21 protein-coding genes and 2 pseudogenes are annotated in these 24,013 nt (G+C 32.7%); 5 read left to right on the top strand and 18 right to left on the bottom strand.

Annotated elements, in window-relative coordinates:
- Window positions 1-18 precede the first annotated feature (18 nt).
- The 3 genes from ACJAX4_RS07010 to ACJAX4_RS07000 are packed head-to-tail and all read left to right on the top strand — an operon-like array spanning window position 19 to window position 1,368.
- The gene (locus ACJAX4_RS07010; RefSeq protein WP_435788738.1) at window positions 19-666 is read left to right on the top strand and encodes a DICT sensory domain-containing protein; all 648 of its coding nucleotides are present in this window, start codon (window positions 19-21) and stop codon (window positions 664-666) included.
- 9 nt (window positions 667-675) lie between these two features.
- Entirely contained in the window at window positions 676-966 is a 291-nt protein-coding gene (locus tag ACJAX4_RS07005; RefSeq protein WP_435788737.1) for an HD-GYP domain-containing protein, read from the top strand.
- A gap of 12 nt (window positions 967-978) precedes the next feature.
- On the top strand, window positions 979-1,368 hold the full coding sequence (locus ACJAX4_RS07000) for an HD-GYP domain-containing protein (RefSeq protein WP_435788736.1): 390 nt from the start codon (window positions 979-981) through the stop codon (window positions 1,366-1,368).
- A gap of 178 nt (window positions 1,369-1,546) precedes the next feature.
- Here the strand turns inward: ACJAX4_RS07000 and rlmD are convergent, their stop codons facing one another.
- From rlmD to ACJAX4_RS06985, 3 genes are all read right to left on the bottom strand, one after another.
- Window positions 1,547-2,941 (bottom strand): 23S rRNA (uracil(1939)-C(5))-methyltransferase RlmD, encoded by a 1,395-nt coding sequence (gene rlmD, locus ACJAX4_RS06995; protein ID WP_435788735.1) that lies wholly within the window; start codon window positions 2,939-2,941, stop codon window positions 1,547-1,549.
- A 161-nt stretch (window positions 2,942-3,102) separates the two neighbouring features.
- Window positions 3,103-3,462 carry a DUF1540 domain-containing protein gene (locus ACJAX4_RS06990; RefSeq protein ID WP_435788734.1) on the bottom strand — a complete coding sequence of 120 codons (360 nt, stop codon included), beginning with the start codon at window positions 3,460-3,462 and terminating at the stop codon, window positions 3,103-3,105.
- A gap of 98 nt (window positions 3,463-3,560) precedes the next feature.
- Entirely contained in the window at window positions 3,561-3,920 is a 360-nt protein-coding gene (locus tag ACJAX4_RS06985) for a DUF1540 domain-containing protein (protein ID WP_435788733.1), read from the bottom strand.
- 222 nt (window positions 3,921-4,142) lie between these two features.
- Between ACJAX4_RS06985 and ACJAX4_RS06980 the strand changes: the two genes are divergently transcribed.
- Together ACJAX4_RS06980 and ACJAX4_RS06975 are read left to right on the top strand one after the other, a co-directional pair.
- Window positions 4,143-4,649: a CBO0543 family protein gene (locus tag ACJAX4_RS06980; protein WP_435788732.1), complete on the top strand. Its 507-nt coding sequence runs from the start codon at window positions 4,143-4,145 to the stop codon at window positions 4,647-4,649.
- A 51-nt stretch (window positions 4,650-4,700) separates the two neighbouring features.
- The gene (locus tag ACJAX4_RS06975; RefSeq protein WP_435788731.1) at window positions 4,701-5,177 is read left to right on the top strand and encodes a CBO0543 family protein; all 477 of its coding nucleotides are present in this window, start codon (window positions 4,701-4,703) and stop codon (window positions 5,175-5,177) included.
- Between the two features lie 243 nt (window positions 5,178-5,420).
- On the opposite strand, the gene pyk is transcribed toward ACJAX4_RS06975, so the two are convergent.
- The 15 genes and pseudogenes from pyk to ACJAX4_RS06900 all read right to left on the bottom strand — a co-directional run.
- Entirely contained in the window at window positions 5,421-7,178 is a 1,758-nt protein-coding gene (gene pyk / locus ACJAX4_RS06970) for a pyruvate kinase (protein WP_435788730.1), read from the bottom strand.
- Between the two features lie 80 nt (window positions 7,179-7,258).
- On the bottom strand, window positions 7,259-8,218 hold the full coding sequence (gene pfkA / locus ACJAX4_RS06965) for a 6-phosphofructokinase (protein WP_435788729.1): 960 nt from the start codon (window positions 8,216-8,218) through the stop codon (window positions 7,259-7,261).
- A 325-nt stretch (window positions 8,219-8,543) separates the two neighbouring features.
- Complete coding sequence (locus tag ACJAX4_RS06960; RefSeq protein ID WP_435788728.1) at window positions 8,544-9,719, bottom strand: OB-fold nucleic acid binding domain-containing protein; 1,176 nt, start codon at window positions 9,717-9,719, stop codon at window positions 8,544-8,546.
- 392 nt (window positions 9,720-10,111) lie between these two features.
- Window positions 10,112-10,972: an LAGLIDADG family homing endonuclease gene (locus ACJAX4_RS06955; protein ID WP_435788727.1), complete on the bottom strand. Its 861-nt coding sequence runs from the start codon at window positions 10,970-10,972 to the stop codon at window positions 10,112-10,114.
- 64 nt (window positions 10,973-11,036) lie between these two features.
- A pseudogene (locus tag ACJAX4_RS06950) lies at window positions 11,037-13,379 on the bottom strand (DNA polymerase III subunit alpha); the annotation flags it as partial.
- Window positions 13,380-13,447: 68 nt separating this feature from the next.
- Window positions 13,448-13,732 (bottom strand): Dabb family protein, encoded by a 285-nt coding sequence (locus ACJAX4_RS06945; protein ID WP_435788726.1) that lies wholly within the window; start codon window positions 13,730-13,732, stop codon window positions 13,448-13,450.
- An 18-nt stretch (window positions 13,733-13,750) separates the two neighbouring features.
- Complete coding sequence (locus ACJAX4_RS06940) at window positions 13,751-15,058, bottom strand: DRTGG domain-containing protein (protein ID WP_435788725.1); 1,308 nt, start codon at window positions 15,056-15,058, stop codon at window positions 13,751-13,753.
- Window positions 15,059-15,063: 5 nt separating this feature from the next.
- A complete protein-coding gene (gene whiA / locus ACJAX4_RS06935; protein ID WP_435788724.1) occupies window positions 15,064-16,017 on the bottom strand; it encodes a DNA-binding protein WhiA in 954 nt (317 codons plus the stop codon).
- Window positions 16,001-17,358, bottom strand: a pseudogene (locus tag ACJAX4_RS06930) (gluconeogenesis factor YvcK family protein). The gene whiA and the pseudogene ACJAX4_RS06930 overlap by 17 nt, the downstream one beginning before the upstream one ends.
- The gene (gene rapZ, locus ACJAX4_RS06925; RefSeq protein WP_435788723.1) at window positions 17,355-18,239 is read right to left on the bottom strand and encodes an RNase adapter RapZ; all 885 of its coding nucleotides are present in this window, start codon (window positions 18,237-18,239) and stop codon (window positions 17,355-17,357) included. Before rapZ ends, ACJAX4_RS06930 begins: the two are co-directional and overlap by 4 nt.
- Before the next feature lie 174 nt (window positions 18,240-18,413).
- Window positions 18,414-19,337 carry a UDP-N-acetylmuramate dehydrogenase gene (gene murB, locus ACJAX4_RS06920; RefSeq protein ID WP_435788722.1) on the bottom strand — a complete coding sequence of 308 codons (924 nt, stop codon included), beginning with the start codon at window positions 19,335-19,337 and terminating at the stop codon, window positions 18,414-18,416.
- A gap of 71 nt (window positions 19,338-19,408) precedes the next feature.
- Window positions 19,409-20,134 carry a phosphatase gene (locus tag ACJAX4_RS06915; RefSeq protein WP_435788721.1) on the bottom strand — a complete coding sequence of 242 codons (726 nt, stop codon included), beginning with the start codon at window positions 20,132-20,134 and terminating at the stop codon, window positions 19,409-19,411.
- Between the two features lie 17 nt (window positions 20,135-20,151).
- Window positions 20,152-22,017, bottom strand: a complete 1,866-nt coding sequence (uvrC, locus tag ACJAX4_RS06910) for an excinuclease ABC subunit UvrC (RefSeq protein WP_435788720.1) — start codon at window positions 22,015-22,017, stop codon at window positions 20,152-20,154.
- Between the two features lie 52 nt (window positions 22,018-22,069).
- Window positions 22,070-22,672, bottom strand: coding sequence for a metal-dependent hydrolase (locus ACJAX4_RS06905; protein ID WP_435788719.1), 603 nt, complete (start codon window positions 22,670-22,672; stop codon window positions 22,070-22,072).
- 135 nt (window positions 22,673-22,807) lie between these two features.
- Window positions 22,808-24,013 (bottom strand): peptidoglycan D,D-transpeptidase FtsI family protein (locus tag ACJAX4_RS06900; RefSeq protein ID WP_435788718.1); only part of this gene is annotated, 1,206 nt, incomplete at its 5' end.

The raw sequence follows: 24,013 nt of genomic DNA, 5'->3' as shown, positions 1-24,013 counted from the left end.
AAAGGAGATGTTTAAGATATGCGTCAATTAAGCGATATTGTTATGAGTAGAGCATCAAGCATTGAACAAAAGGTATATGTAAAATCATCTCTTGTTGGTATAAGTCATGGTCTTGAAGATATGGTAACAGAGTTCAAATTAGAATCAGAAATTTTTGTAGCCTTTCAAAAATTCGAATTTTTTATGATAGAGTATGAAAGGTATAAAACTCTTGATAATTTTTGTAAAAAATTATATATATTTGCTAGAAATATTAATTTTGATAGTGTAAAAGATTTTAAAAATACAGTATTTATTGAACTAGATGCAGATGACTCAATGACCGATGAATGGGATATTATTATAAACCACCCTGAGCATCCCGCTATTTTTTTGAGTAAGGAAATATTTTATTCGGAGCCTCCAAAAGAAGATCAATTTAGAAAATTTAATGGATTTTTAAGTTTTTCCACAGATATACTGTTAGAATCATTAAAAGTAATGAAGAGTAAATTAACTTATTATGGTGTTTATTATGATATACCAAATATAAATTTGAAAAAAAGTGAGCAAGAGGTCGAAACTAAAAAGATTAGCTTTTTCCTAAATCGTACACTTAGTGAGATAGAAGATAAGAATACTCAATTGATAACGAAAAATAGCTTGCTTGAGAGTTCAGTGAACTAGAATATCGAATTGACAGACGAAATTATAAAGCGTTTATGTTATGCAGCTGAATATAATGATGAAGATACTGCATTACATATGGTTAGGATAAGTTTATATTCATCATTTTTATATAATATTATAGAAACATCTGAAGCTAAAAATAAATTAATGAATTATGCTGCTTTGATGCATGATATTGGAAAGATAGGAATTGCGGATGCAATTCTCCTGAAACCAGGTAAGCTAACACCTAATGAATTCAATACAATGAAAACTCATACAATAATTGGTGAAAAGATTCTTGGTAATTCAAAATGAGACGTTATCAATATGGGTTGTGAAGTAGCATTAAATCATCATGAAAAATGGGATGGCAGTGGTTACCCATCAGGGCTTATAGGCAATAATATTCCTTTGACCGCTAGAATAGTAGCTATTGCAGATGTTTTTGATGCATTAGCTAACGAGAGAGTATATAAAAAAGCTTATCCTATTGAGACCTGTATCAAAATATTAAAAGAAGAAAGAAATAAACATTTTGATGGAGAATTAGTAGATCTTTTTCTAAGTAACATTGATACAATTTTGAGGTATAAGGACATCCTCGATTTAAAGTTTAAACAAGTAAAAAACGAAGATGTTTTTACTTTAATTTTCAATGATTCTTTAGATGTATTTATAAAAAATTTAAAGGATAAACAAACTATATTAGTAAAATAGTATTTTTTTAGAAAAAGAGTATAAAGAGCCTAGAGTAATTAAAGTGGACCCTATGTTAAACTGTCTACCTTATAGGGCCCATTATATACAAAGTTTTTGCTACCTTTTTAAATTATCGCATGACTACATTTTCTTTTATTAATTATGCTAAATTTAAATCCTTAATGCAGTATACTTCTTATAATTTTCTCTCTATCCTCGCCACGCACTCAACATGTGCCGTTTGTGGAAACATATCAACTGGTTGAATCTCTAAAGTCTTATATCCCAGTTCATCTAAAATTCCAAGGTCGCGAGCTAAAGTACCTGGATCACAAGAAACGTAGACTATAGTTTTAGGTCCCATATTACTTATAGCTTCTAAAAGAATTTTATCGCATCCTTTTCTCGGTGGATCTACAACCACTACGTCAGCTTGTACTCCATCACGAATAAGCTTTGGAATAATCTTTTCTGCCTCGCCTACTAAAAAATCTGTATTATGTATATCGTTTTCGCTTGCATTCATCTTAGCATTTTCAATTGCTTCTTGCACTATTTCTACGCCATACACCTTTTTAGCCTTCTTAGATAAAAATAGTGATATAGTACCTGTACCACAATAAGCATCCAGCACCACTTCTCCACCGCTTAAATTTGCATATTCTAGAGCTTTACTGTAGAGTGTTTCAGTTTGAAGTGAATTAACTTGGAAAAATGACAGCGGAGAAACTTGAAATTTAAATTCTCCTATATAATCAGTTATAGCATCTTTTCCCCAAAGTGTTACTGAGCGTGCGCCAAGTATTACATTTGTTTTTTCACTGTTTATATTTTGCACTATGCTTACAATTCCTTGAATCTTTTTAGTCATTATCGCTATAAATTCGGCGCTATGTAGAATTTCTTTACCATTTGTAACCAATACAACCATTATTTCTCCTGTTTTAGATCCTTTCCGAATCATAATATGACGTAGCGATCCCTTTTGGGTTACCTCATTATAACTCTGAATATTGTACTCACTCATCCATTGTCTTGTAAGTTTTACCACAACATCTGCTACTTTATCTTGAATATAACAGGTTTCCATGTTTACTATGTCATGACTCCGCTCCGCATAAAATCCAATACACACCTCTCCGTTTTTATTGGACACAGGTAATTGAACCTTATTCCTATAATTATAGGGATTCTCCATTCCGAGCGACGGGTGTATTACCACTGCTTCTAATTTTCCAATTCTACTTATAGCTTCTTTTACTCTATTAGTTTTAAAATCTAATTGCGCATTATAGTCTATATGTTGTATATTACAGCCTCCGCAGCTTTTATATATACTGCAAACCGGCTCTACTCTGCTAGGTGATACTTCAATTACCTCTAATAATTTACCAAAGGCAAAATTCTTAGAAACCTTAACAATTTTTATTTTTACCTTTTCTCCTAGGACTGCACCAGCTACAAAAACCGTGAAATTGTCTATTTTACCTACCCCTTCACCTTGATACCCCATGTTTTCTATATTCATTATATAATCCACGTTTTTTTCAACTGGAATAACATAATTCTCAAATTTTCTCTTACTTTTCATAATTATTTTCCTCCATCCTATACCTATTGCTATTAATCTATATTATCCACTACCATCTATATTCCAGTGGTAGTGAATAAAGCCTTTCACCCCACCCTTGAAAGAGTGTGATTAAAGGCTTTTGTTGTAAATATAATTTTAAAAACAACTTCATAATTTACTTATTCTTCAAAAGTATCACATTGTGTTTTAACATTATTTATCTCACCTATGTCTTCAATTAAAATGTTCTTTGCTCTACATATTTTTTTCTCATTATGAATACATCTTGTAGCTTCACATCTAATCCTTGGAGTCATTACTATAGAATCCTGATTAAATACTTGTTTAAGTTCACCTACTACATTTATATTAAGTACATTAGCTAATGAATTCTTGAGGCCCCTACTAGCAAAGGTTTCACAACATGTTAACTCACTCTTTTTGACATCTGGCACTGAAATATTAATAGTAATCGCAGAACATATTTCAGATGTGTTGTTAACGCAATCTGTTGCAGTACAACTTAGTATCCCCTTCATGGTAATACCTCCCACTGTTTATTATTTATTTTTATAGCTTACAATTTATTATACTATAAATTTAAAAAATAAATATAATAAACAGCAAAATACTTTCATTATTCTTTAAATGTCTCACATTTTGTTCGGTCACTTGTTATAGCACCCATTCCACTGACCATAATATTATCTGCGGCACATAGACTATTTGCATTATGCATGCAACTTGAAGCATTACACCTGATATTTGGACTCATAACGATAGACTCACTGTTAAATGCTTGTTTCACTTCACCAAGTACATTCATATTTAATGCATTCGATAAAGCATTCTTTATTCCCTTTTCTACAAATGTTTCACATTGTGTTTTTTCACTACTATGAGCATTTGACCCAAAAACATTAATAGTCATTGCTGAGCATACTCCAGACATGTTATTAACACAATTTGCAGCACTACAACTTAAAGTTCCACTCATGTTCACCACTCCTCACACTTATTTTTAATTATAGTTTGTAATTTTAGCTTTTTTTATACCAATCTATTGAAAATCAAAGTGACTTTTACTTAAATTAAATAAAAAATTAAAGGACAAATAACATACTTTATAAAAATGCCCTAATTTATAATTAAAATAAATTAGGGCATTACTAATTATAGGTCTAACTATCATTAGTATTCATATTAGGGAGGTGCTTTTATGTATTATATATTGCTTGCAGTTATATCTATTGTTGTGTGCTATAAATTTGGGGATTGGAGAAATTGGAGAAGATATTATTCAACAATTTTATTTTTTATTTTGAGTGATGCTATTTGTAATCTTTTAACGTATAATCATACGTTATGGCAGTATGAAACAAAAATATTAAATAGCACGTTCTGTGATTTATTTATTTGTATAACAGTATATCCAAGTATAGTAATGTTATTTATTCCTAATTTTCCTGAAAAAACAATAAAAATCATAACTCATATTTCATATTATGTTGCTATTTTTACTATAGCAGAATGGATTGGTATAAAGCTCGGATATTTCGCTCATTTTAACGGTTGGAACATGTGGTTTTCTACTATATTTAATTATATATTGTTCTCGGTAGTATATCTTCATTATAAAAAGCCATTGTATGCTTGGGGTATTGCACTTATAAGTCCTCATATTTTATTCTTTTTAATGCAAATACCATATAACAGTATACGGTAGTATTGATCAAGATCACTATTATAATTTACATTGTTATCGGAGGAATTAATTATGAACATAGATTATATATTAGACATTATTGGATGGATTATAACAATAGGATTGTTATTCAAGTTTATCCCTAAAAACAAAATTCGGGAAGCACATGTTGCATTTCTCTTCAAACAAGTTCTTACATGGGTACTTGGTTTAGCTGTAGTGCAGTATAAACTTATAGAATATCCAGTTAGGCTATTTCCATATGCCACTAAAACAAGTTTTAGCTTTGAATATTTTATATATCCTTCTCTTTGTGCAATTTTCAATGTTAACTACCCCCAAAATAAAAAACTCTTTGGTCAGTTTATGTACTATTGCTATTACTGTACTGCAATTACAATTGTAGAAGTATACGTAGAAAAACATACAGATATTTTACAATACATACATTGGACTTGGTATATAACCTGGATTTCACTTTTTATTACTTTTTACTGTACTAGAACCTATTATGTATGGTTCTTTAAACTCAAAAATAAAACAGAATAATTAACCCTTTAATATAATAAGTGTAAAAATAAAAATGGCGTAAAAATAAAAAAAAGCACCATATAGGTGCTATAAAATAAATCAGTTGCCAAATTGTTTTATTCATATTTATAGTTTTAACCATAATTGTTTTAAATATACAATTAATTGCTAATATTTACTTTATTTATAATTTAAAAAAAGATTGCCAGTTTAATGGCAATCTTTTTTAATCTAAAAACTAGTTTTTTTACAATTTTTTAATTATTTTGTGTTAGCTCTACCACTGTACACAATTCCTCTAGCTGTGTTCATTGTTATAAATGAACCTGTTTTAATGATATCCGTTGCTCCCTTTGCATTATATATTATAGGGATTTCTTTAGCTGTGCATATTATAAGAACATTTGCACTAGGCTCTCCTTGCTCTACAATAATTCCTGAAACCTTATCTATTATATCCAAATAATCATTGGTCAATGTTTCCACTACTAGGATATCGCCATCTCTCATAGTGTCAGTAGCTTCATGTGTATTTTTTGCATAATGAGCTGTTCCATATGCTGATTTACCTATATTACCTTTACCTTGAAGTAATATATTCCCAACAATATGAACCTTCATCATGTTTGTGCTACCCACAAAATTCACTGGAATTCCAGCAGCAATAACTACTAAATCTCCTTTTTCTACAATTCCTGACTGTAATGCAATTTTAACAGACTTATCTATAAGTTCATCTGTAGAATTAGATTTTTCTGCACATATTGGAATTACGCCCCAATTTAATGCGAGACTTCTAGCAACTTTTTCATATGGAGTAACTGCTATAACAGGACATTCAGGTCTATAAGTTGAAACTTTTCTAGCTGTATTACCACTTTGAGTTGCAGTAATAATGGCAGAAGCATTGAGCTCCATAGCTGTACTACAGGTGGCTAAACTAATAGCATTTGGAACGTTCGGAATATGCTGTTTTCTCTTTTTCTTTAAGTTTTGCGTATAATCAAGAGCCTCTTCAGCGCTTTGTGCAATTTTAGACATTATCATTACTGTCTCTACTGGATATTTACCACTAGCAGTTTCACCACTGAGCATTATAGCATCTGTACCATCAAATATAGCATTTGCTACGTCTGAGGACTCTGCTCTAGTTGGCCTAGGATTTCTCATCATAGAATCTAACATTTGAGTAGCTGTTATAACTGCCTTTCCAGCAACATTACATTTTTCAATAATCATTTTTTGTACTATAGGAACTTCTTCAGTAGGAATTTCAACTCCTAAATCTCCTCTTGCAACCATAATACCATCAGAGAATTTAATAATATCATCGATATTATTAACCCCTTCTCTATTTTCAATCTTAGAGAATATTTGTATATCTTCTCCGCCATTTTCATTAAGTACACGTCTTATATGAAGTACATCAGCAGCTTTTCTTACAAAAGATGCTGCAACAATATCAACTTCCTGTGAAGCACCAAATTTTAAATCTTCAATGTCTTGCTCTGTAAGTGAAGGCAGATTTATTGAAACTCCTGGAACATTAACTCCTTTATGGTTACCTATCATACCAGTGTTTGCAACTACGCAGTCAATTCTTTTTCCTTTTATATCATTAACTAGAAGTCCTACTAAGCCATCATCTATTAAAATAGTATCATTAATTTTAACATCTTTATATAATTCTTCATATGTTACTGAACAAATAGTTTCATCTCCAACAACTTCCTCACCACAAACGACTGTAAATTTTGCTCCTTCTTTTAATTCAACTTTACCAGCTGCAAAATTTCCCGTTCTTATTTCTGGTCCTTTAGTATCTAGTATTATAGCAATATGCTTATTGTGTTCTGCCCTTAAATCCTTTACTAAATCCATTCTTATCTTATGTTCTGCATGATCACCATGAGAAAAGTTATGCCTTGAAGCATCCATTCCCACTTCAATTAAACTTTTTATAATTTCCCTATTATCACTTGCTGGTCCTACTGTACATATAATTTTAGTTTTTTTCATAAATTAATCTCCTCATTAAAAAATATTTTTTTGTGTTTTAATCGTTTGTTAAGTTATTTTAACATTATCTATTATATAATTTAGTAAGAAAGAATCTTTGATATTTCATAAAGTTCCTCATTAAATACCCTAGGCATATCTAGTGCAGTATTAATGTCTTCATCAAATATTTTACCATCCCTCATACCAATTACTCGTCCTGATTTGCCTTCTATAAGCACTTCTACAGCTGCTACTCCCATTTTTGATGCTAGCATTCTATCGAATGCACTTGGACTTCCACCTCTTTGAATATGTCCGAGTATTGTAGCTCTTGATTCAATTCCAGTTGTTTCTTCAACTTGCTTTGCAAGCTCATTTGCTCCACCTACACCCTCAGCAAGCATTATTAGGTTATGCATCTTACCTCTTATCTTACCTTCAAATATAGTTTTGCATAATTCATCAATTTCATACCCTTTTTCAGGAATTATTACACTTTCAGCTCCGCCACCAATCCCAGCATACAAGGCTATATCTCCACAATTTCTTCCCATTACCTCAACTACACTAATTCTTTCATGAGAACTTGAAGTATCTCGAATTTTATTTATAGCATCAAGTACTGTATTTAAAGCTGTATCAAATCCTATGGCATATTCAGTATACGGCAAATCATTATCTATAGTTCCAGGAATTCCAACAGTTGCAATGCCCATTTCGGATAAAAGTTGCGCCCCTGCAAAAGATCCATCTCCTCCAATTACTACAAGGCCATCTATGCCAAATACTCTTAACACATTAGCTGCTTTTGTTCTTCCAGCTTCAGTTTTAAACTCTTCACAACGAGCAGTTCTAAGAATAGTTCCACCTTTGTGGATTATATCCGATACAGAATGTCTATTCATTTCAAAAAATTCGCCATTTATAAGTCCACTGTATCCTCTTTGTACCCCCATAACTTTTATACCTTTATATATACCCATTCTAACTACGGCTCTAAGTGCTGCATTCATTCCTGGCGCATCTCCACCACTTGTTAGTACCGCTATCGTCTTCATAAACATTCCTCCTTATATTTCTTTTTATAAATTTTCATCGTTGTCTAAGGTACAAAATAATTATTCATATTTTAATCCTTGTCCCACAGGGCCAGATTAGGTCCCACTATGGTTATAATCCACCCCTGTCATCTAAAAAAAATACCTTACTATCCAAAATACTCTTATACTCTAATATTATACAAAATTCTTAAAATATTCAACGTTTTTCGCAAAAAAAAATATTTTTTTTCTAACTACCCTAGCATTGTGGCATTGAAACCTTTAAATGGCTAAAAACGGGAGAAAAATAATTCTCCCATATTGTTTTGTATAACAGAGTCCTTTATTGTATTTTTATGTTGTTTTTTCCGAATATATTTCTTAGAACTTCCATGGTATCTAATTCTTCACTTAGCCAAAAGGCTTTATCTACAGCATACATTTTCCTTGGCTCTTTTGTGCAAAGATAAACTGCAGTACTTCCTCTATAAATAGCTAAGTTCTGCTTTATCTTTTTTAGTGCATCCTTCATCATAATTTCATTTTCTACTAATATGTAAATTTTTTCACTATTAATTCTTACTAGTGCTTTAACATCTTCACATAATATCTTTGGTTGTTCCTCTTCCCTAATGCTTACTCGCCCTTTTATTATAACTATTTCATCCTCTTCCATTAAGGATTTACATTTTTCAAAGGTCTTAGGAAAAACTATAACTTCTACACTGGCGTATAAATCTTCTAAATTAATAAAAGCCATCATATCATTGTTTTTAGTCATTTTTTTAGAAACAGATGATATTATGCCACCGATAATAACTTTATCACCATCTTGAAGTTTAAAGCTTTCACTAAGTATGGCGTTACCATCTTCAAGGCCTTCCTCCACAACAATGTCAGATATCCTTGTATCCGTTTGTATATTTAGAGTCTCTTCATACTCGTCTAGTGGATGCCCAGATAAATATATTCCTGTCATTTCTTTTTCCATAGCTAAAAGGTATTTCTTTTTAAATTCTTTAATATTAGGATACTCTATTTCGAAATTATTATAATCATTTTCAAAATCTAAAAATAAATTTATTTGTCCCGAGATATTTCTCTTCCTATCACTATTTACTCCATCCAATACTTTTTCATATATTGCTAGCAGTTGTGACCTATGAACTTTAAAATCATCAAAGGCACCTGACTTAATAAGGCTTTCTACCGCTCTTTTGTTTACACAAGAAGTATCTATTTTATTACAAAAATCCATGAATCCTGTAAACTTACCTTTTTCTTCACGATTTTTCACAATACTATCTATTACATTTACTCCTACATTTTTTAGGGCTGTAAGACCGAACCTTATAGTGTCACCTTTTACAGTAAATCCTGCAAAACTTTCGTTTATGCTAGGTGGAAGAACTCCAATGTTTATTTGCACTGCATACCTAGTATAAAAGGCTATTTTTTCACTAGCACCCTTTACGCTGTTGAGCATAGCAGCTATAAATTCTGTTGGATAATAACACATTAAATAAGCTGTTTGGTAACCTACAACAGCATAAGCTGCAGCATGGGATTTATTGACATTTATTTACAATAAGGCTGTTTATCCTTATCTCTCTATATCTCTACAGAGTATCGGACTATCTCATTACCCTAATAATTTACTTGCTAATTATTGGGGTACAGGGCACTCGTGGGTTTTTACCATCCATCAACATATTTATGTTGATTAGGATTCCTTAACCTAGTCTCTGAACCTTAATCCTATTACTAGGACTCTTGGCTGCGGATTAACCAATCCTTAAACTTTTTACTATACCTTTGGCATTACCCATTGACCTTATGTCTATTACTAGCATAAGTTAGTATTTAAGGCTCTAAGATTTTTCCTGCAATTCACCCTGTTTTCTTTATAAATTACTTCATAAAGGCACTCAAAACTTTTAACCATTTACTGTATTTTCTTTCTAAATATATAGTCGAATTATGATACAAATAATTAAATAAGTACTGTGCATCACACTTAGCAGTTACTCTTAAGCACTTAATTTCTTCAGTTTTTGTGTTGGTAATTATATAATGGCTTAAATTCATTATGATTACTATCTTCTCTATGAACTCCTTTGTTCCTAATATCATAAACGTATATGCTGGGTATTCATATTTTTTAGTAACACAGCTAACCTTATGGTAGCTACTATGTTTACTTAATATGATACTACCATCTCCATCAAAATATCCTCTTATAAAATGTCTAAGAAGGACTTCTGGTATATTAGGTATATTATTCAACGTTAATGATTTATTAGGGTACAGTCCTATATTTCTCAGAGAATTAGCCATTATTTCAGATGAAAAATTTAAAACATAGCCTTCCTTTGAATTCTTAAATCCACCTTTTTTACTTTTTCTAATTGTCCCTGTAAAATCTAGTAGTATGGCTATTTGTTCTAATATTTCTCTATCATTTAATCCCAAAACAATATTGTTAAAGTGCTCATCACCTACATATCCGTCCGCATATAAAAGACCTAGAATATATGCCTTTTGTTCATTATCTATATTTTCAAAGAAACTTTCATTTAACGTATACCTGTTTAGCCTCTTTGTATTTATTCCAGCATCTTTCAAAACCCTTGATATAGCTCTTTCGGATATATTTAACATATCTGATATTTCATCAAACATCAAATGTGCTTTATCATAATAAGTGCTTATAACTATTTGTCTATCACATTCGCCTAATTTATTGTATGGTAACTTACCACTAACTTTCATACTTTCACCTCACAAATATTTTTAGCAAGGTGTAAGTATTTTATACAGTACATGATTAAAATACGAATGCATACGACGCAAAATCCATCATTTGATCAAATATACGGTTTGCCGCCACTTCTGTAATCCCATTACGCAGGCATCCTTCTACTTCAATGTTTCCATCTGTATCAACTATTCCATTGATGAAGTTATACCTTTCTTCTTCCATAACTTTATGTTTCTTTTTAGACATAGCACGACGTACAAGGTCAGATCTTCCCATGGAATATCCTGCAAGTTTTCTAACAATATCCATAACCTGTTCTTGATACACCATTACTCCATAAGTAACACCTAATATTTCCTCAAGCCTTGGAGTTTCATATTCCACCTTATCCATACTATTTTTATTTCTTATATAGCGTGGAATTTCCGCCATAGGACCCGGTCTATATAAACTTATTCCCGCAATAACATCCTCTAAATTGTCAGGTTTAAGTTCCTTCATAAAGCTGGTCATTCCTGCAGATTCAAGTTGGAATATACCTACAGTTTTCCCTTCCCCAATCATCTTATAGACCTTATGGTCCTCAATATCCAAATTATCCAAATCTATGCTAACATTTCGATTGTCGAATATAAAATCCACACAATCTCTCATAACTGTAAGTGTTCTAAGCCCTAGAAAATCCATCTTTAAAAGGCCAAGCTCCTCAAGGGTCCCCATAGGAAATTGCGTTACTATCATTTCATCGTTTTTCTGAAGAGGCACATAGTTCACAAGTGGCTTTGAGGCAATAACCACACCTGCTGCATGAGTAGAGCTATGCCTTGGAAGTCCCTCTAGTGCCTTTGCTATATCTATAAGTGCTTCAACGCGTTCATCATCCTCATATAAGGCATTAAGCTCGCCATTCATCTCGAGAGCCTTATCTATAGTTATACCAATTACAGTTGGAATCATCTTAGCAATTCTATCTACCTCTGCATAAGAATAATTCATAGCCCTTCCAACGTCCCTTATACAAGCTCTAGGAGCCATGGTTCCAAATGTTATGATTTGGGACACATTCTCCTTGCCATACTTCTCCACTACATAATCAATTACTGCTTGACGTCCCTCGTAACAAAAATCCGAGTCTATATCTGGCATCGAAACTCTCTCCGGGTTAAGAAATCGTTCAAAAATTAAATTGTATTTAATAGGATCTATCTTAGTTATGCCTAAAGAATAAGCCACTATAGATCCTGCCGCAGAACCTCTACCTGGACCAGTTGGAATATCATGTTCCACTGCAAATTTCATAAAATCCCATACTATAAGAAAATAATCTACAAAACCCATTTGTCTTATTATATCAAGCTCATACTGCAGCCTCTCTACATAGCCCTTAGCATCCACATTCAATTCGGCTATTTTATTAATACTATCTATGGAGTAACCTGTTCCGGCAGCTTCACTAAATACCTCATACAACTCTCCTATACCCTTGTAACAGCATTCCTTTAGAAATCCATAAGGATCTACCTCCTCAGGTAGTGGGAACCTTGGCAGCTTAGATACATGAAATTCATAATCAAAATTACAAGACTCTGCAATTTTCACTGTATTCCTTAAAGCATCCTTGACATAAGCAAAGGCTTTTTCCATTTCGACTGGAGATTTAAGATAAAATTGATCAGAAGGGTATCTCATTCTATTTTCTTCATCCACAGTTTTTGCTGTTTGAATACATAGGAGTACATCATGAGCCTTAGCATCCTCTTGCACAATATAATGAGTATCATTTGTACAAATTAAAGGAATTCCAGTTTCCTCAGACATTTTAACTAAAAGTTCATTTACCTTAAGTTGATCCTGCATGCCATGATATTGTAATTCCAAGTAAAAACCATCTTTGAATATTTCTTGATATTGAAGTGCTATTTCCTTAGCTTTTTCATAATTATCATGAAGAAGATAACTTTGAACCTCACCACCAAGACAAGCGCTACTAGCGATTATCCCTTCACTATGTTTCATCAAAAACTCATGATCAACCCTTGGTTTATAATAAAAACCCTCAATGGAAGCCGCTGATACTATCCTCATCAAATTTTCATAACCCACTTCGTTCTTAACTAGGAGCACTAAATGGTGAGTTTGATTTTCTCTATCTGTTTGCTTTATATTCATGGATTTAGCTGCTATGTATATTTCACAACCAATAATAGGTTTAATGCCTTGCGCCTTTGCCTGTTTATAAAATTCTACGCATCCGTACATAACACCATGATCTGTAATAGCAATGCTCTTCATCCCTAGTTCTACGGCTTTAGATATAAGATCTTTAATTTTTCCTGATCCATCTAGTAAGCTGTACTCCGTATGAACATGAAGATGTACAAAACTTCCTAGATCCTCACTCTCTGATTTTTGGTGCATATTTTTCACTTCCCCTCAAACCATAAATTATCGCATAATTTTGTTATAATACTAATTAATTGTAGCCTTTAACTCTCAAAGTCCACTATTTTAGAATCTTCTAACATAGGTTTTAAATACTTTAGAACATTATTTACATGATACTCATGCACTGCGTATGTTTCCATATCCTCTAGGCAATCAAACCTAGTAATTAGTGCTAAGTCGTAAGACCGCCCAGTATGCATCACATCAATTCCCACCTCAATGATCTTAAGCTGAGGTATATTCCCCTCCATGCTAAGTAGAATATCTCTAGCCTCGCTTGTTTGCTTCTTTTCCTTTAGCTTGAAAAATACTATATGAGTAAACATAATAATTCCTCCTTATATTTATACTTTTTTATATATTTTAGCTGAAATCATGGCCTTTGCCACAGGTTCCTTGTTTTTATTGTACATACTAATTTCCACCTTAGAAAAGCTTCTACCATTATCAAGAATTTCTGTATATATATCTATATCGCTACCGATTTGTACTGGCTTTAGAAAATATGTAGATATACTATCCACTGAAATATTAATATTATTATTTTGTCTGAGTGCCATTATCCCCATAGTTGATAATAGCATATTTAGTGAGCTCCAAGAAGCCGTTCCAATAGGGTCTAACATTTGAGGGATAACCTGCCCATTAAAATGTAGTCTCTCTCCCTCAGAAGTGCAACTAAAACTGTTTAAAATAAGATCCTCTATAGTTTCTGCAATTTGAGGCTGCCTTAGTGCAAACTCCATTGCCCTTATAACATGTTCTATAGTTAGAACCCCCACTACCTTCTTCTTCTGAACCACAGGACAAATCTTAATTCCATCCCACCCCATAATATGAGCGGCATAAGCTACAGTAGTTTTAGGAGTAACACTTATAGGGTACTTGTTCATAATTTTTACAATTAATTCATTATCGTCATTGTGTCCTTGTAGATCTCTTAAAGTCACTATTCCAATAAGCCTCATATTCTCATCTAACACTGGATATCGCTCATGATTAGTTTTTGCCATTATTTTTCTAAGCATAGCAACAGTATCAGTACCCATAAGGCAGGTAATATTAACATCCATAACATCTTCCACTAAAATAATTTCCTTTTTAATCATGCTTTCATAAATAGCCTTGTTTATCATACTTGCTACTGTAAAAGTATCATACGTAGAAGATAGTACTGGTATACCTTTTTTATTAGCTAAATTCTTGATTTTTGCACTACAATCAAATCCTCCAGTAATAAGTACCGCAGATTCATTTTCAAGGGCAAGCTGTTGTACCTCTTCACGATTTCCAACAATAAGTAAATAACCTGGCCCTATATACTTACTTATGTTTTCTACATTCATAGCACCTATTATAAATTTATTTAAACTCTTGTTTATGCCTACATTTCCACCTAAAATTGTTGCGTCAAGGATATTAGTAACTTCAGCATAAGTTAAACTTTTAATATTCTTCTTATCTACCTTAGCCACTCTTATGGTTCCAACCCTAGGTATAGTGCTTACAATACCCATTTCTTCAGCTTCTTTTATAGTTCTATATACTGTACCATCGCTAAGAGCAAGTTCACTACTTACTCGCCTTACTGATATTTTTGTTCCAACTTTTAGAGACTGAATATAATTAATAATCTCTTCACGCTTTGACATAAGATTTAGAACCTTCCTTCGCTTCTTAATTCTTCAGCAATCTTCTCTATCCTTCTTAATCTGTGATTAACCCCAGATTTGCCCACTGGCGGCTCAAGTATTGAACCAAGTTCTTTTAATGATTCATCAGGATATTCCATTCTGAGCTCTGCAATCTCCCTTAGATTTTTAGGAAGTCTCCGGAAACCTAATTCCCTTTGTATTAATTTAATACTTTCCACTTGTCTTACCGATGCATTTACTGTCTTACTAAGATTTGCAGTTTCACAGTTTACAAGCCTATTAACATTGTTTCTCATTTCCTTCATTATTCTTACATTCTCAAGGAATAATAATGAGGTGTGTGCACCAATTATATTAAGCAGGTCAACAATCTGCTCACCCTCTTTAATATAAATTACATAACTACTCTTTCTTTGAATTATCTTTGCAAATAATCCATAACTATTAATAAGTGTGCAAAGTTCTAATGCATAGTCATTATCATGTGTAACAAATTCTACGTGATAATTTTTCTCTGGATTACTAATGCTTCCGCCGCCTAAAAAGGCACCTCTTATGTACTTACGTTTACATTCCTCAGCATCAATTAGCCTTTCTGGTATAGTATAATCTATTGAAAAGAAATTCCCATCTTCTAGTACTGCCACTTCCTTTAAAAGTTCTTTTACTCCCATTTCTTCTGTAATTATAACCACATAAACATTGTTTTTCTTAAGAGAATTACTTCTCTTAACAAGGAGCCTAGGATGAATTTCGAAATGTTCCTTTAATAATTTAAAAATAAGTCTCGCTATAGCAGGATTTTCAGTAGTTACTTGAAAATTTATTTGTTTACTTGACCCAAGTCCAATTGTTCCACTAACCTTCATTATTGCTGCCAGTTCAGCCATGGCTTCTTTCTTACTCATTTCTGTGAATCTACAAATTTCATTTTTTACCTTAGACGAAAATGACATTATTCTGCTCCTTATTATCTTTATTTTCCTTTAGACCTTGGGACACGTAAAAGTAATCTATTATTTGTTTTTGTCATAGAATAATTTTTTATCCATAATTGTTTCCATTAAAATAGCAGCAAGCTTATCTTCATCATGTCTCACATGGCCTTTTATCACCTTAACAAAATCGCTCTTAATTACTCTTATGCCAAGCTTTGTAACTTCTTTTTCATTTATATTAACCATAATAGAATTATCCTTTAGGTATAAATCTTCTAAATCACTACTTATTTTTCCTACGTTTACTAAAGCGCAATCAATAACCTCAAAGTGTGTATGTTTAGTAATAGCATCAATATGGTCTTTAACACCATAATTATCACTTTCACCTGGTTGAGTCATGATATTGGAAACATAAATTCTTAATGCTTTTGTTTTCCGTATTGCATCTCGTATTTCCCTTACTAGCAGGTTTGGAATAATACTAGTATAAAGACTTCCAGGACCTATTATCACTGCATCTGCGTCATTTATGGCGCTTAACGCTTCCTTAATTGCTTTAGCATCTTTAGGTTCTATAAAAACCTCATCAATTGTACTATTGTATTCTAAGACAGCTTTAGGTATATTGGATTCTCCACAGATTATTTTTCCGTTTTTAAGCTTTGCCTTTAAAATCATATTATCTAACGTAACTGGAATAACCTTTCCTGTTACAGCCAGTACCGAACTCATTTTCTGAACAGCTTCTTCAAAATTATTTGAAATCCCATCCATTGCAGCTAAAAACAAATTCCCAAAACTTTGGTCCTTAAGTCTACCATCTTTAAATCTATATTGTAATAATTCCTCTAATAGTGGCTCAGTATCCGCTAAAGCCAAAATACAATTTCTAATATCACCTGGAGGAAGAATCCCCAAATCTTCTCTTAAAACGCCTGACCCCCCACCATCATCTGCTACTGTAACTATTGCAGTTATATTGTGGGTATATTTCTTTAACCCACGGAGCATGGTTGATAAGCCAGTACCTCCTCCGATTACTACAATTTTGGGCCCTTTCAAAAGAATCCTATTTTTATATGCTGGGTCACCTAGCTTTGTAGGATCAAAAGCACCATATAGATTCGCTGTATTTATTAGCGTAATAAAATACTTAACAATTTTTACTAGTGCTACATATATACTTAGCGCTCCAAGCGCTGTTAATAATACCGAAAACCCTATTTCTGTAGGGGAAAAATATTTTTTGTTTACAAACTCAACGATTCCAAAAAACGTCAAAATAAATCCGAAAATCCCTAGAAGAATCCATCTTTTTATATTAATTGAAAGTTTAAAAAAATCCCTTAGAATCATAACTTACCTTTCCCTCTATTTACATCTTCATTTATATCTCTGTGATCTATATTAACCTTATAGCCACTATGCTCTAATATTTCATAGATCTTATTGGCTATAGCTACAGATCTGTGTCTTCCACCTGTGCAACCTATAGAAACTATGAGTTGTCTTTTTCCTTCTTTTTTATAATTGGGAATCAGATAAATCAACATATCTTGGAGCTTATCTACAAATGTTTTAGTCCCTTCAAAATCTAATACATAATCTCTAACAGGTTTATCATTACCGGAATACTGCTTAAGCTCAGGAATATAATATGGATTAGGCAAAAACCTAACATCAAATACTAAATCTGAATCCACAGGTATTCCATATTTAAACCCAAAAGAAAGCACAGTTATTATAATTTTAGTTTCTATTTGACCTTCTTCACTGTAAAGATTATTTATTTTTTCTTTAAGCTGCCTTGCCGAAAGTTTAGTTGTATCAATTATATGGTCAGCACGCTCACGTACATCCTTAAGTTTTTTTCTTTCAGACGCAATTCCATTTAAAACTCTTCCCTCTGGTGCTAGTGGATGTTTTCTTCTTGTCTCTTTATATCTTTTAATAAGTGCTTCATCCGAAGCCTCTAAAAATAAAATTTCATACTTATACCCTTCATTTTTAAGAAAGGTTAGGCTTTCAAATAAATCGTCGAAAAACTTTCCACCTCTAATATCTATAACCAGTGCTATTTTATCTATATTTCCGTTAGTTTGATAACACGCTTCCGCAAATTTTGGTATTACTGTAGGTGGTAAATTATCCACACAAAAGAAGCCCAAATCCTCGAGATTCCGTATAGTTTGTGTTTTACCTGCACCTGATAATCCTGTCAATATAAGAAATCTCATTAAAAAAACCTCCTCTAAAAAATTATATAATATATTTTTTAAATCTATTTTACTAATACAATTTTATTCTTTAATTATAACACATTTGTGTATACTTAATCATAAAAAAATGCACAGAAGCTTAACTTGCTGTGCATTAAATATTCTTGTTTTTATTATAATAGATGCCTATATTTAGTGTTGTAAATCTTCTCCCCAAATCTTTACTTCAGTGTAAAGTTTCACTCCAAATTTTTCTTCAACTTGATTTTGTACAATAAGAATCAAGTCCAAAATGTCCTTTGCACTGGAGTTTTTCCTATTAATAATAAATCCAGAATGTTTCTCAGAAACCTGAGCATCTCCGACGCTCGTTCCTTTTAAACCACATTCTTGTATAAGAAGACTTGCATAATGACCATCTGGCCTCTTAAATGTGCTGCCTGCCGAAGGATATTCTAGTGGTTGTTTATCACTTCTTATTTTTGCAAGATGGTCCATCCTTGCTTTTATAACTTCTTTGTCTCCTTCTTGAAGACATAAAGTAACACGCGCTACTGCATGACCGTGTTTTAAAATTGCACTACTTCTATAAGAAAGCTCCATTTCACCGTTAGTTAAATTTAATAAGTTACCCTCAGTATCAATAGCTAACATACTTTCCATAACCATAGACATCTCGCCATCATAAGCCCCAGCATTCATAGCTGCCGCGCCACCAATACTTCCTGGAATCCCGCTTGCAAATTCCATGCCTTTAAGTCCTGCACCTAAAGCTCGCTGCGCCACATCGTATAATGTAGCTCCACTTTCCGCGATTATTTTATTTCCTTGTATGTCGATTTTATTAAGATTAGATAACTTTATAACTACTCCTCTAATTCCACCGTCTTTCACTAGCAAATTAGACCCATTACCAATCAAAAAATAATTAATTTTATTTTCATTACAAATTTTTATTACAGCTGAAACTTGATTAACGTCTTCTGGTGTTACTAAAATGTCAGCTGGTCCGCCTACTTTAAAATAAGTATGGTTTTTCATATGTTCTTGTAATTTTATATTTGCTCTATCTACTACTTCATCTAATTTTTTAATTAATTCCGCATATCGCTTCATATTCAACTCCTTGAAAAAATTAATATTTTTTATACTCTTATAGCCTAAACCATATTATTAGTAGTATAAAATTATAACTCCTTTATCTTACCCTTTTTCTTAAGATAATTCAACAGTTTAATCTCATCATTATTCATTATTAATTCCTCGGGCATATTAATTTCTTCTAAAAGTTCATGCACAAGGTTAAAATCCCCTATATCAAAGCAAGTATGAGCATCACTGCCTATAATTATTTTAACTCCATATCCCTTGCAAAGCATGGCAATTTTAAAACAATTATCCTCACTTCCTTTTCTTGAACCTTTAAGAGAGCTATTGTTTAGCTCAATTATAATATCTTTCTCCAATGCCTTTTTTACCATAGCTTCCTTGCATATTGGAAAAACAGGATTTCCACTATGTCCTATAATATGAACATTGGGATTATCCATAGCCCCTATAATTGCCCTAGTATTCTCCTGCGCTGTTCCAGGTTTTACACACACATCATGTAAACTTGCAATCATAAAATCTAACTTTTTCTCAATATAATCCGGAATATCTAAATTTCCATCATAATCCATAATATTTGCTTCGCAACCTCTTAGTATAGTCACTCCATCTATGACTCTAGGTATCACTCTTATATTACCAAAATAAAATAGATGCGGTCCCCCTGGCATTTCCGGACCATGCTCCGTTGTTCCGAGTATCTTTATGCCCTTCGCCTTTGCCGCTCTCACATTCTCAAGCAATGTGGTATAAGCATGACCACTTACTATACTATGAGTATGTGCATCAACTACGTATTTCATATATTCCACCTCTTTCGTTATTTACTATTTTTAAAATATTCTAAAACACACTCCGCCGCCTTACTATCCATTGAAGGTGTCTCCATTAGTTCAGTGCTACTCGCAATTTTTATATTATCAATACTACCAAACTTTTTTAATAGCTCTCGTCTTCTCTTTTCTCCTATATTGGGTATATTATCTAATATAGAATATAGCGTTCTTTTATCTCTAAGTGTCCTGTGGTAAGTAATGGCAAATCTATGCACTTCATCCTGTATTCTAGTAACTAAATGCATACTTTGAGAATTGCTTTTCATAATCAACTCTATATTATTATATATCAGACCTCTAGTTTTGTGCTTATCATCCTTTACCATACCACAAACAGGTATATTAATGTTAAGACTACTTAAAACCTCTAAGGCAACATTAACTTGCCCTTTGCCCCCGTCCATAAAAATCAAATCAGGGAAAACGCAAAATTTACCCTTGCTTAATTCTAAATTTCTCTCTTTTATCTTTTCTACTTCCTGAAGACCACGAATAAACCTTCGTTCTAGAATTTCTCTCATACTATCATAATCGTTTGCTCCTATGACAGATTTTATTTTAAACCTTCTATAATCGCTGTTTTTTGGTTTTCCATTTTCAAATACCACCATACTACCTACAGAATCTACGCCCATAATATTTGATATATCGTAGGATTCAATTCTATCCGGTATTTCATCAAAATTTAATAAGACTGCAAGCTCCTGCAATGCTATTTTTTGAATTTCTTTATCATGTTTGTCTTTTAACTTAAATCCTTCTAGTGTTAGCTTAGCATTATTTTCCACCATATCTAATGTCTTTTTCTTTTCTCCCTTTTGCGGAATTTTAATAGTAACGACTGCTTCTTTTTTGTCGCTAAGCCACTGCTGCAAAATTTCGCCCTCATTAATAAAAGGAACATATATTGTTTTAGGAATAAATGCCGTCCCCCCATAGAATCTCTTTATAAATCCTTCTATAAGTTCACTTCCTAACTCATCTGCTGCATCATCTAATATAAAATGTTCTCTTCCTATTATCTTCCCATCTCTAAGAAAAAATACCTGGAGGCAAACATCTTTTTCATGAATATATAAATTAATAAAATCTTCATTTTCACAATTCCCTATTACAATCTTTTGCTTATCATTTATTTTATCTATAGCTATAATTTTATCTCGAAACATAGCTGCGCTTTCAAATTCCAAACGTTGCGATGCATCTTCCATCTCTTGCCTTAGCCCAATTTTTATATTCTTATCTTTCCCCGTAAGTAAATCCACCGTATTTTTTATTATTTTCCCGTAATCTGCTTTGCTTATAAACCCAGCACAAGGGGCTTTGCAAAGGCCAATATGATAATTCAAACAAGGCCTTGTATTAGGTAGTTCCTCTTTAATTGTTCGCTTACAAGTTCTAAGCGGAAAAATTTTTTTTATAAGCTCCATAACGCTATATACTGCTGCTGAATCTGTGTAGGGTCCAAAATATTTACATCCATCACTTGCAATATTTCTAGTTACAAAAACCCTTGGGAATTCCTCATTAATAGTTATCTTTATAAAAGGATAGTGCTTATCGTCTTTTAACAAAATGTTATATCTTGGGCTATGCTTTTTAATAAGATTACACTCGAGTATTAGTGCCTCCATTTCTGAATCCGTTACTATATACTCAAATTCAGCTATATTTTTCACCATGGCTCTTACTTTTTCAGAATGGCTTTTTGAACTTTGAAAATATTGTCTCACTCTATTTTTTAGTATTTTAGCCTTGCCTACATATATTATTTCACCAAGATTATTTCTCATAAGATAAACTCCAGGTACCTCCGGAAGAATCTTTAGTTGATATTCAAAATCAAACACATTTGAAACCCCCTTTTAAGTCTAGTCCAAATCATTGACCCGCATTAATTTATCACAGTATTTTTGGAAGTACACAAGCTGTATATATCAGCCCAAATACCATAATTATTCCTTCTATAATTCCACCTATTTTAGATCCCACCTGATAGGTACATGGAAACTTGAATTTTTTCTTTAAAAAGGGATAAAATAGTGGAATCCCCATTTTAGTAAACATATCGCCTACTAAATGAGATCCAAATCCTATAGTAAATGGATACACAAGTGGCGGAAGTGAGTATTTACTACAAGTATATCCTATCAATATCATAAATAACATCATTCCTGTTAAACTATGTAGAAGTCCATTTCTATGAGTCGAAAACCCAATAATTATAAATGATATTGCCAAAGATTTAAGGGCAATTTCATTAGTATACAAGAAATCAAACCATAGTATTATTATCCCCAAACAAACATATATAGTCACTTTAGTCTTTTTATTTTTAAATGGTAATATGTACTTATTAATCATACTTTTAGGATGATCTATATCGGGAAGTATTGAGGCTAAAATAACCACAATCAGACCAATATAAGTAAATTTCCCGGGCAATTTATTACAAATTGCTACATACATCATACCACCAATACCCGCATGGGTCTTCCCTGTCATCTATAGTCACCTTCTCTATCTCGTCATCACCTATGGTGCGCGTTTTTTCTACAAAATATAATACAGTCAGATAATGTTTTCATATCTGACTGTATTATATCACTATTATGCACATATGTTCGTGTATTTTTATTATTACTTTAAATAAGCACTGATAAGTGCCTTAGTTATAACGGCGGCCTTTCCACTACCATATCCACCTTCTTCTACTATTACAGCTATGGCAATCCGAGGATTTTCATAAGGCGCGAAGCCAACAAACCAGGAATGTGCTGTCATCGCTTTGCCATTTGAATCATTATGATCCGCAGTTCCTGTTTTTCCACCAATTTCTATTCCTTGAATAGCTACACTTGTCCCCGTGCCTTCAGTAACTACACCTTTCATTAAATCTTTCATAATTGCGGAATTTTCCTTTGACATTACTTCTTCCATTGATTTAGGTTCTATTTTCTTTAGAGATTTACCCTTACTATTCATTATTTCGCTAACAAGCATAGGTTGCATCATAACGCCATCGTTAGCAACAGTGCTTGCAACTAATGCCATTTCCATAGGAGTAGCTAAAACCGCAGCCTGCCCTATAGCGCTTTGTGCAATATTGCCTTTCTCATTACTTTTGTAAGAAGGAAATCTGCTATTTTCTATTGTTAAACCCTGCGCTGGAGTATCTCTATTAAAGTAAAACTTTTCTGCCGTTTCTTTAAGCGCATTATTTCCTAATTCAATACCTAAAGTACCAAAAACTACATTACTAGAATGCACATAGGCACCAGTAAAATCAATATTTCCATAAGCATGTTTACCAGCATTCTCCAAAGATGAACTTTCATTGAAGACTAACTTACCATTATCCTCGAATTCCCTATTGTAAACATCAGGAATGTTTTCTAAAGCACTTATAGCAGTAATGGTTTTAAATATAGACCCTGGCGGATACATCCCTGATACCGCTCTATTAAGTAGTGGTACATCTTTATTTGCAAGTATTCCACTCCACTCTTTAGCCAAATTATTAGGGTCATAAGATGGCAATGACACCATGGCCAAAACTTCACCCGTTTTAGGATTAAGGGCCACAACGGCGCCCTTTAGTTTTGTCTTAACCAGTTCATCATAAGCTACTTTCTGAAGTTTAGAATCAAGTGTAGTTTTTAAACTATTTCCAACCTTATTCTCCTCCTCTTTATCAAAGGAGAACAACTTCGAAGCTCCTGTTTGAGTCCCCATAAGCTCTTGATCGTATTTTTTTTCAAGACCTGTAAGTCCATACACTGGATTAATATATCCTATAGCATGAGTAAAAGCCTCCCCGCCCAAATATTTTACCTTTTGAGAGGT

The sequence above is a fragment of the Clostridium sp. genome (genome assembly GCF_051278035.1).
GTDB lineage: Bacteria > Bacillota > Clostridia > Clostridiales > Clostridiaceae > Clostridium_AD.
Note: the sequence above shows the minus strand (reverse complement) of the source record. Positions and strands in the feature narration are given on the sequence as shown.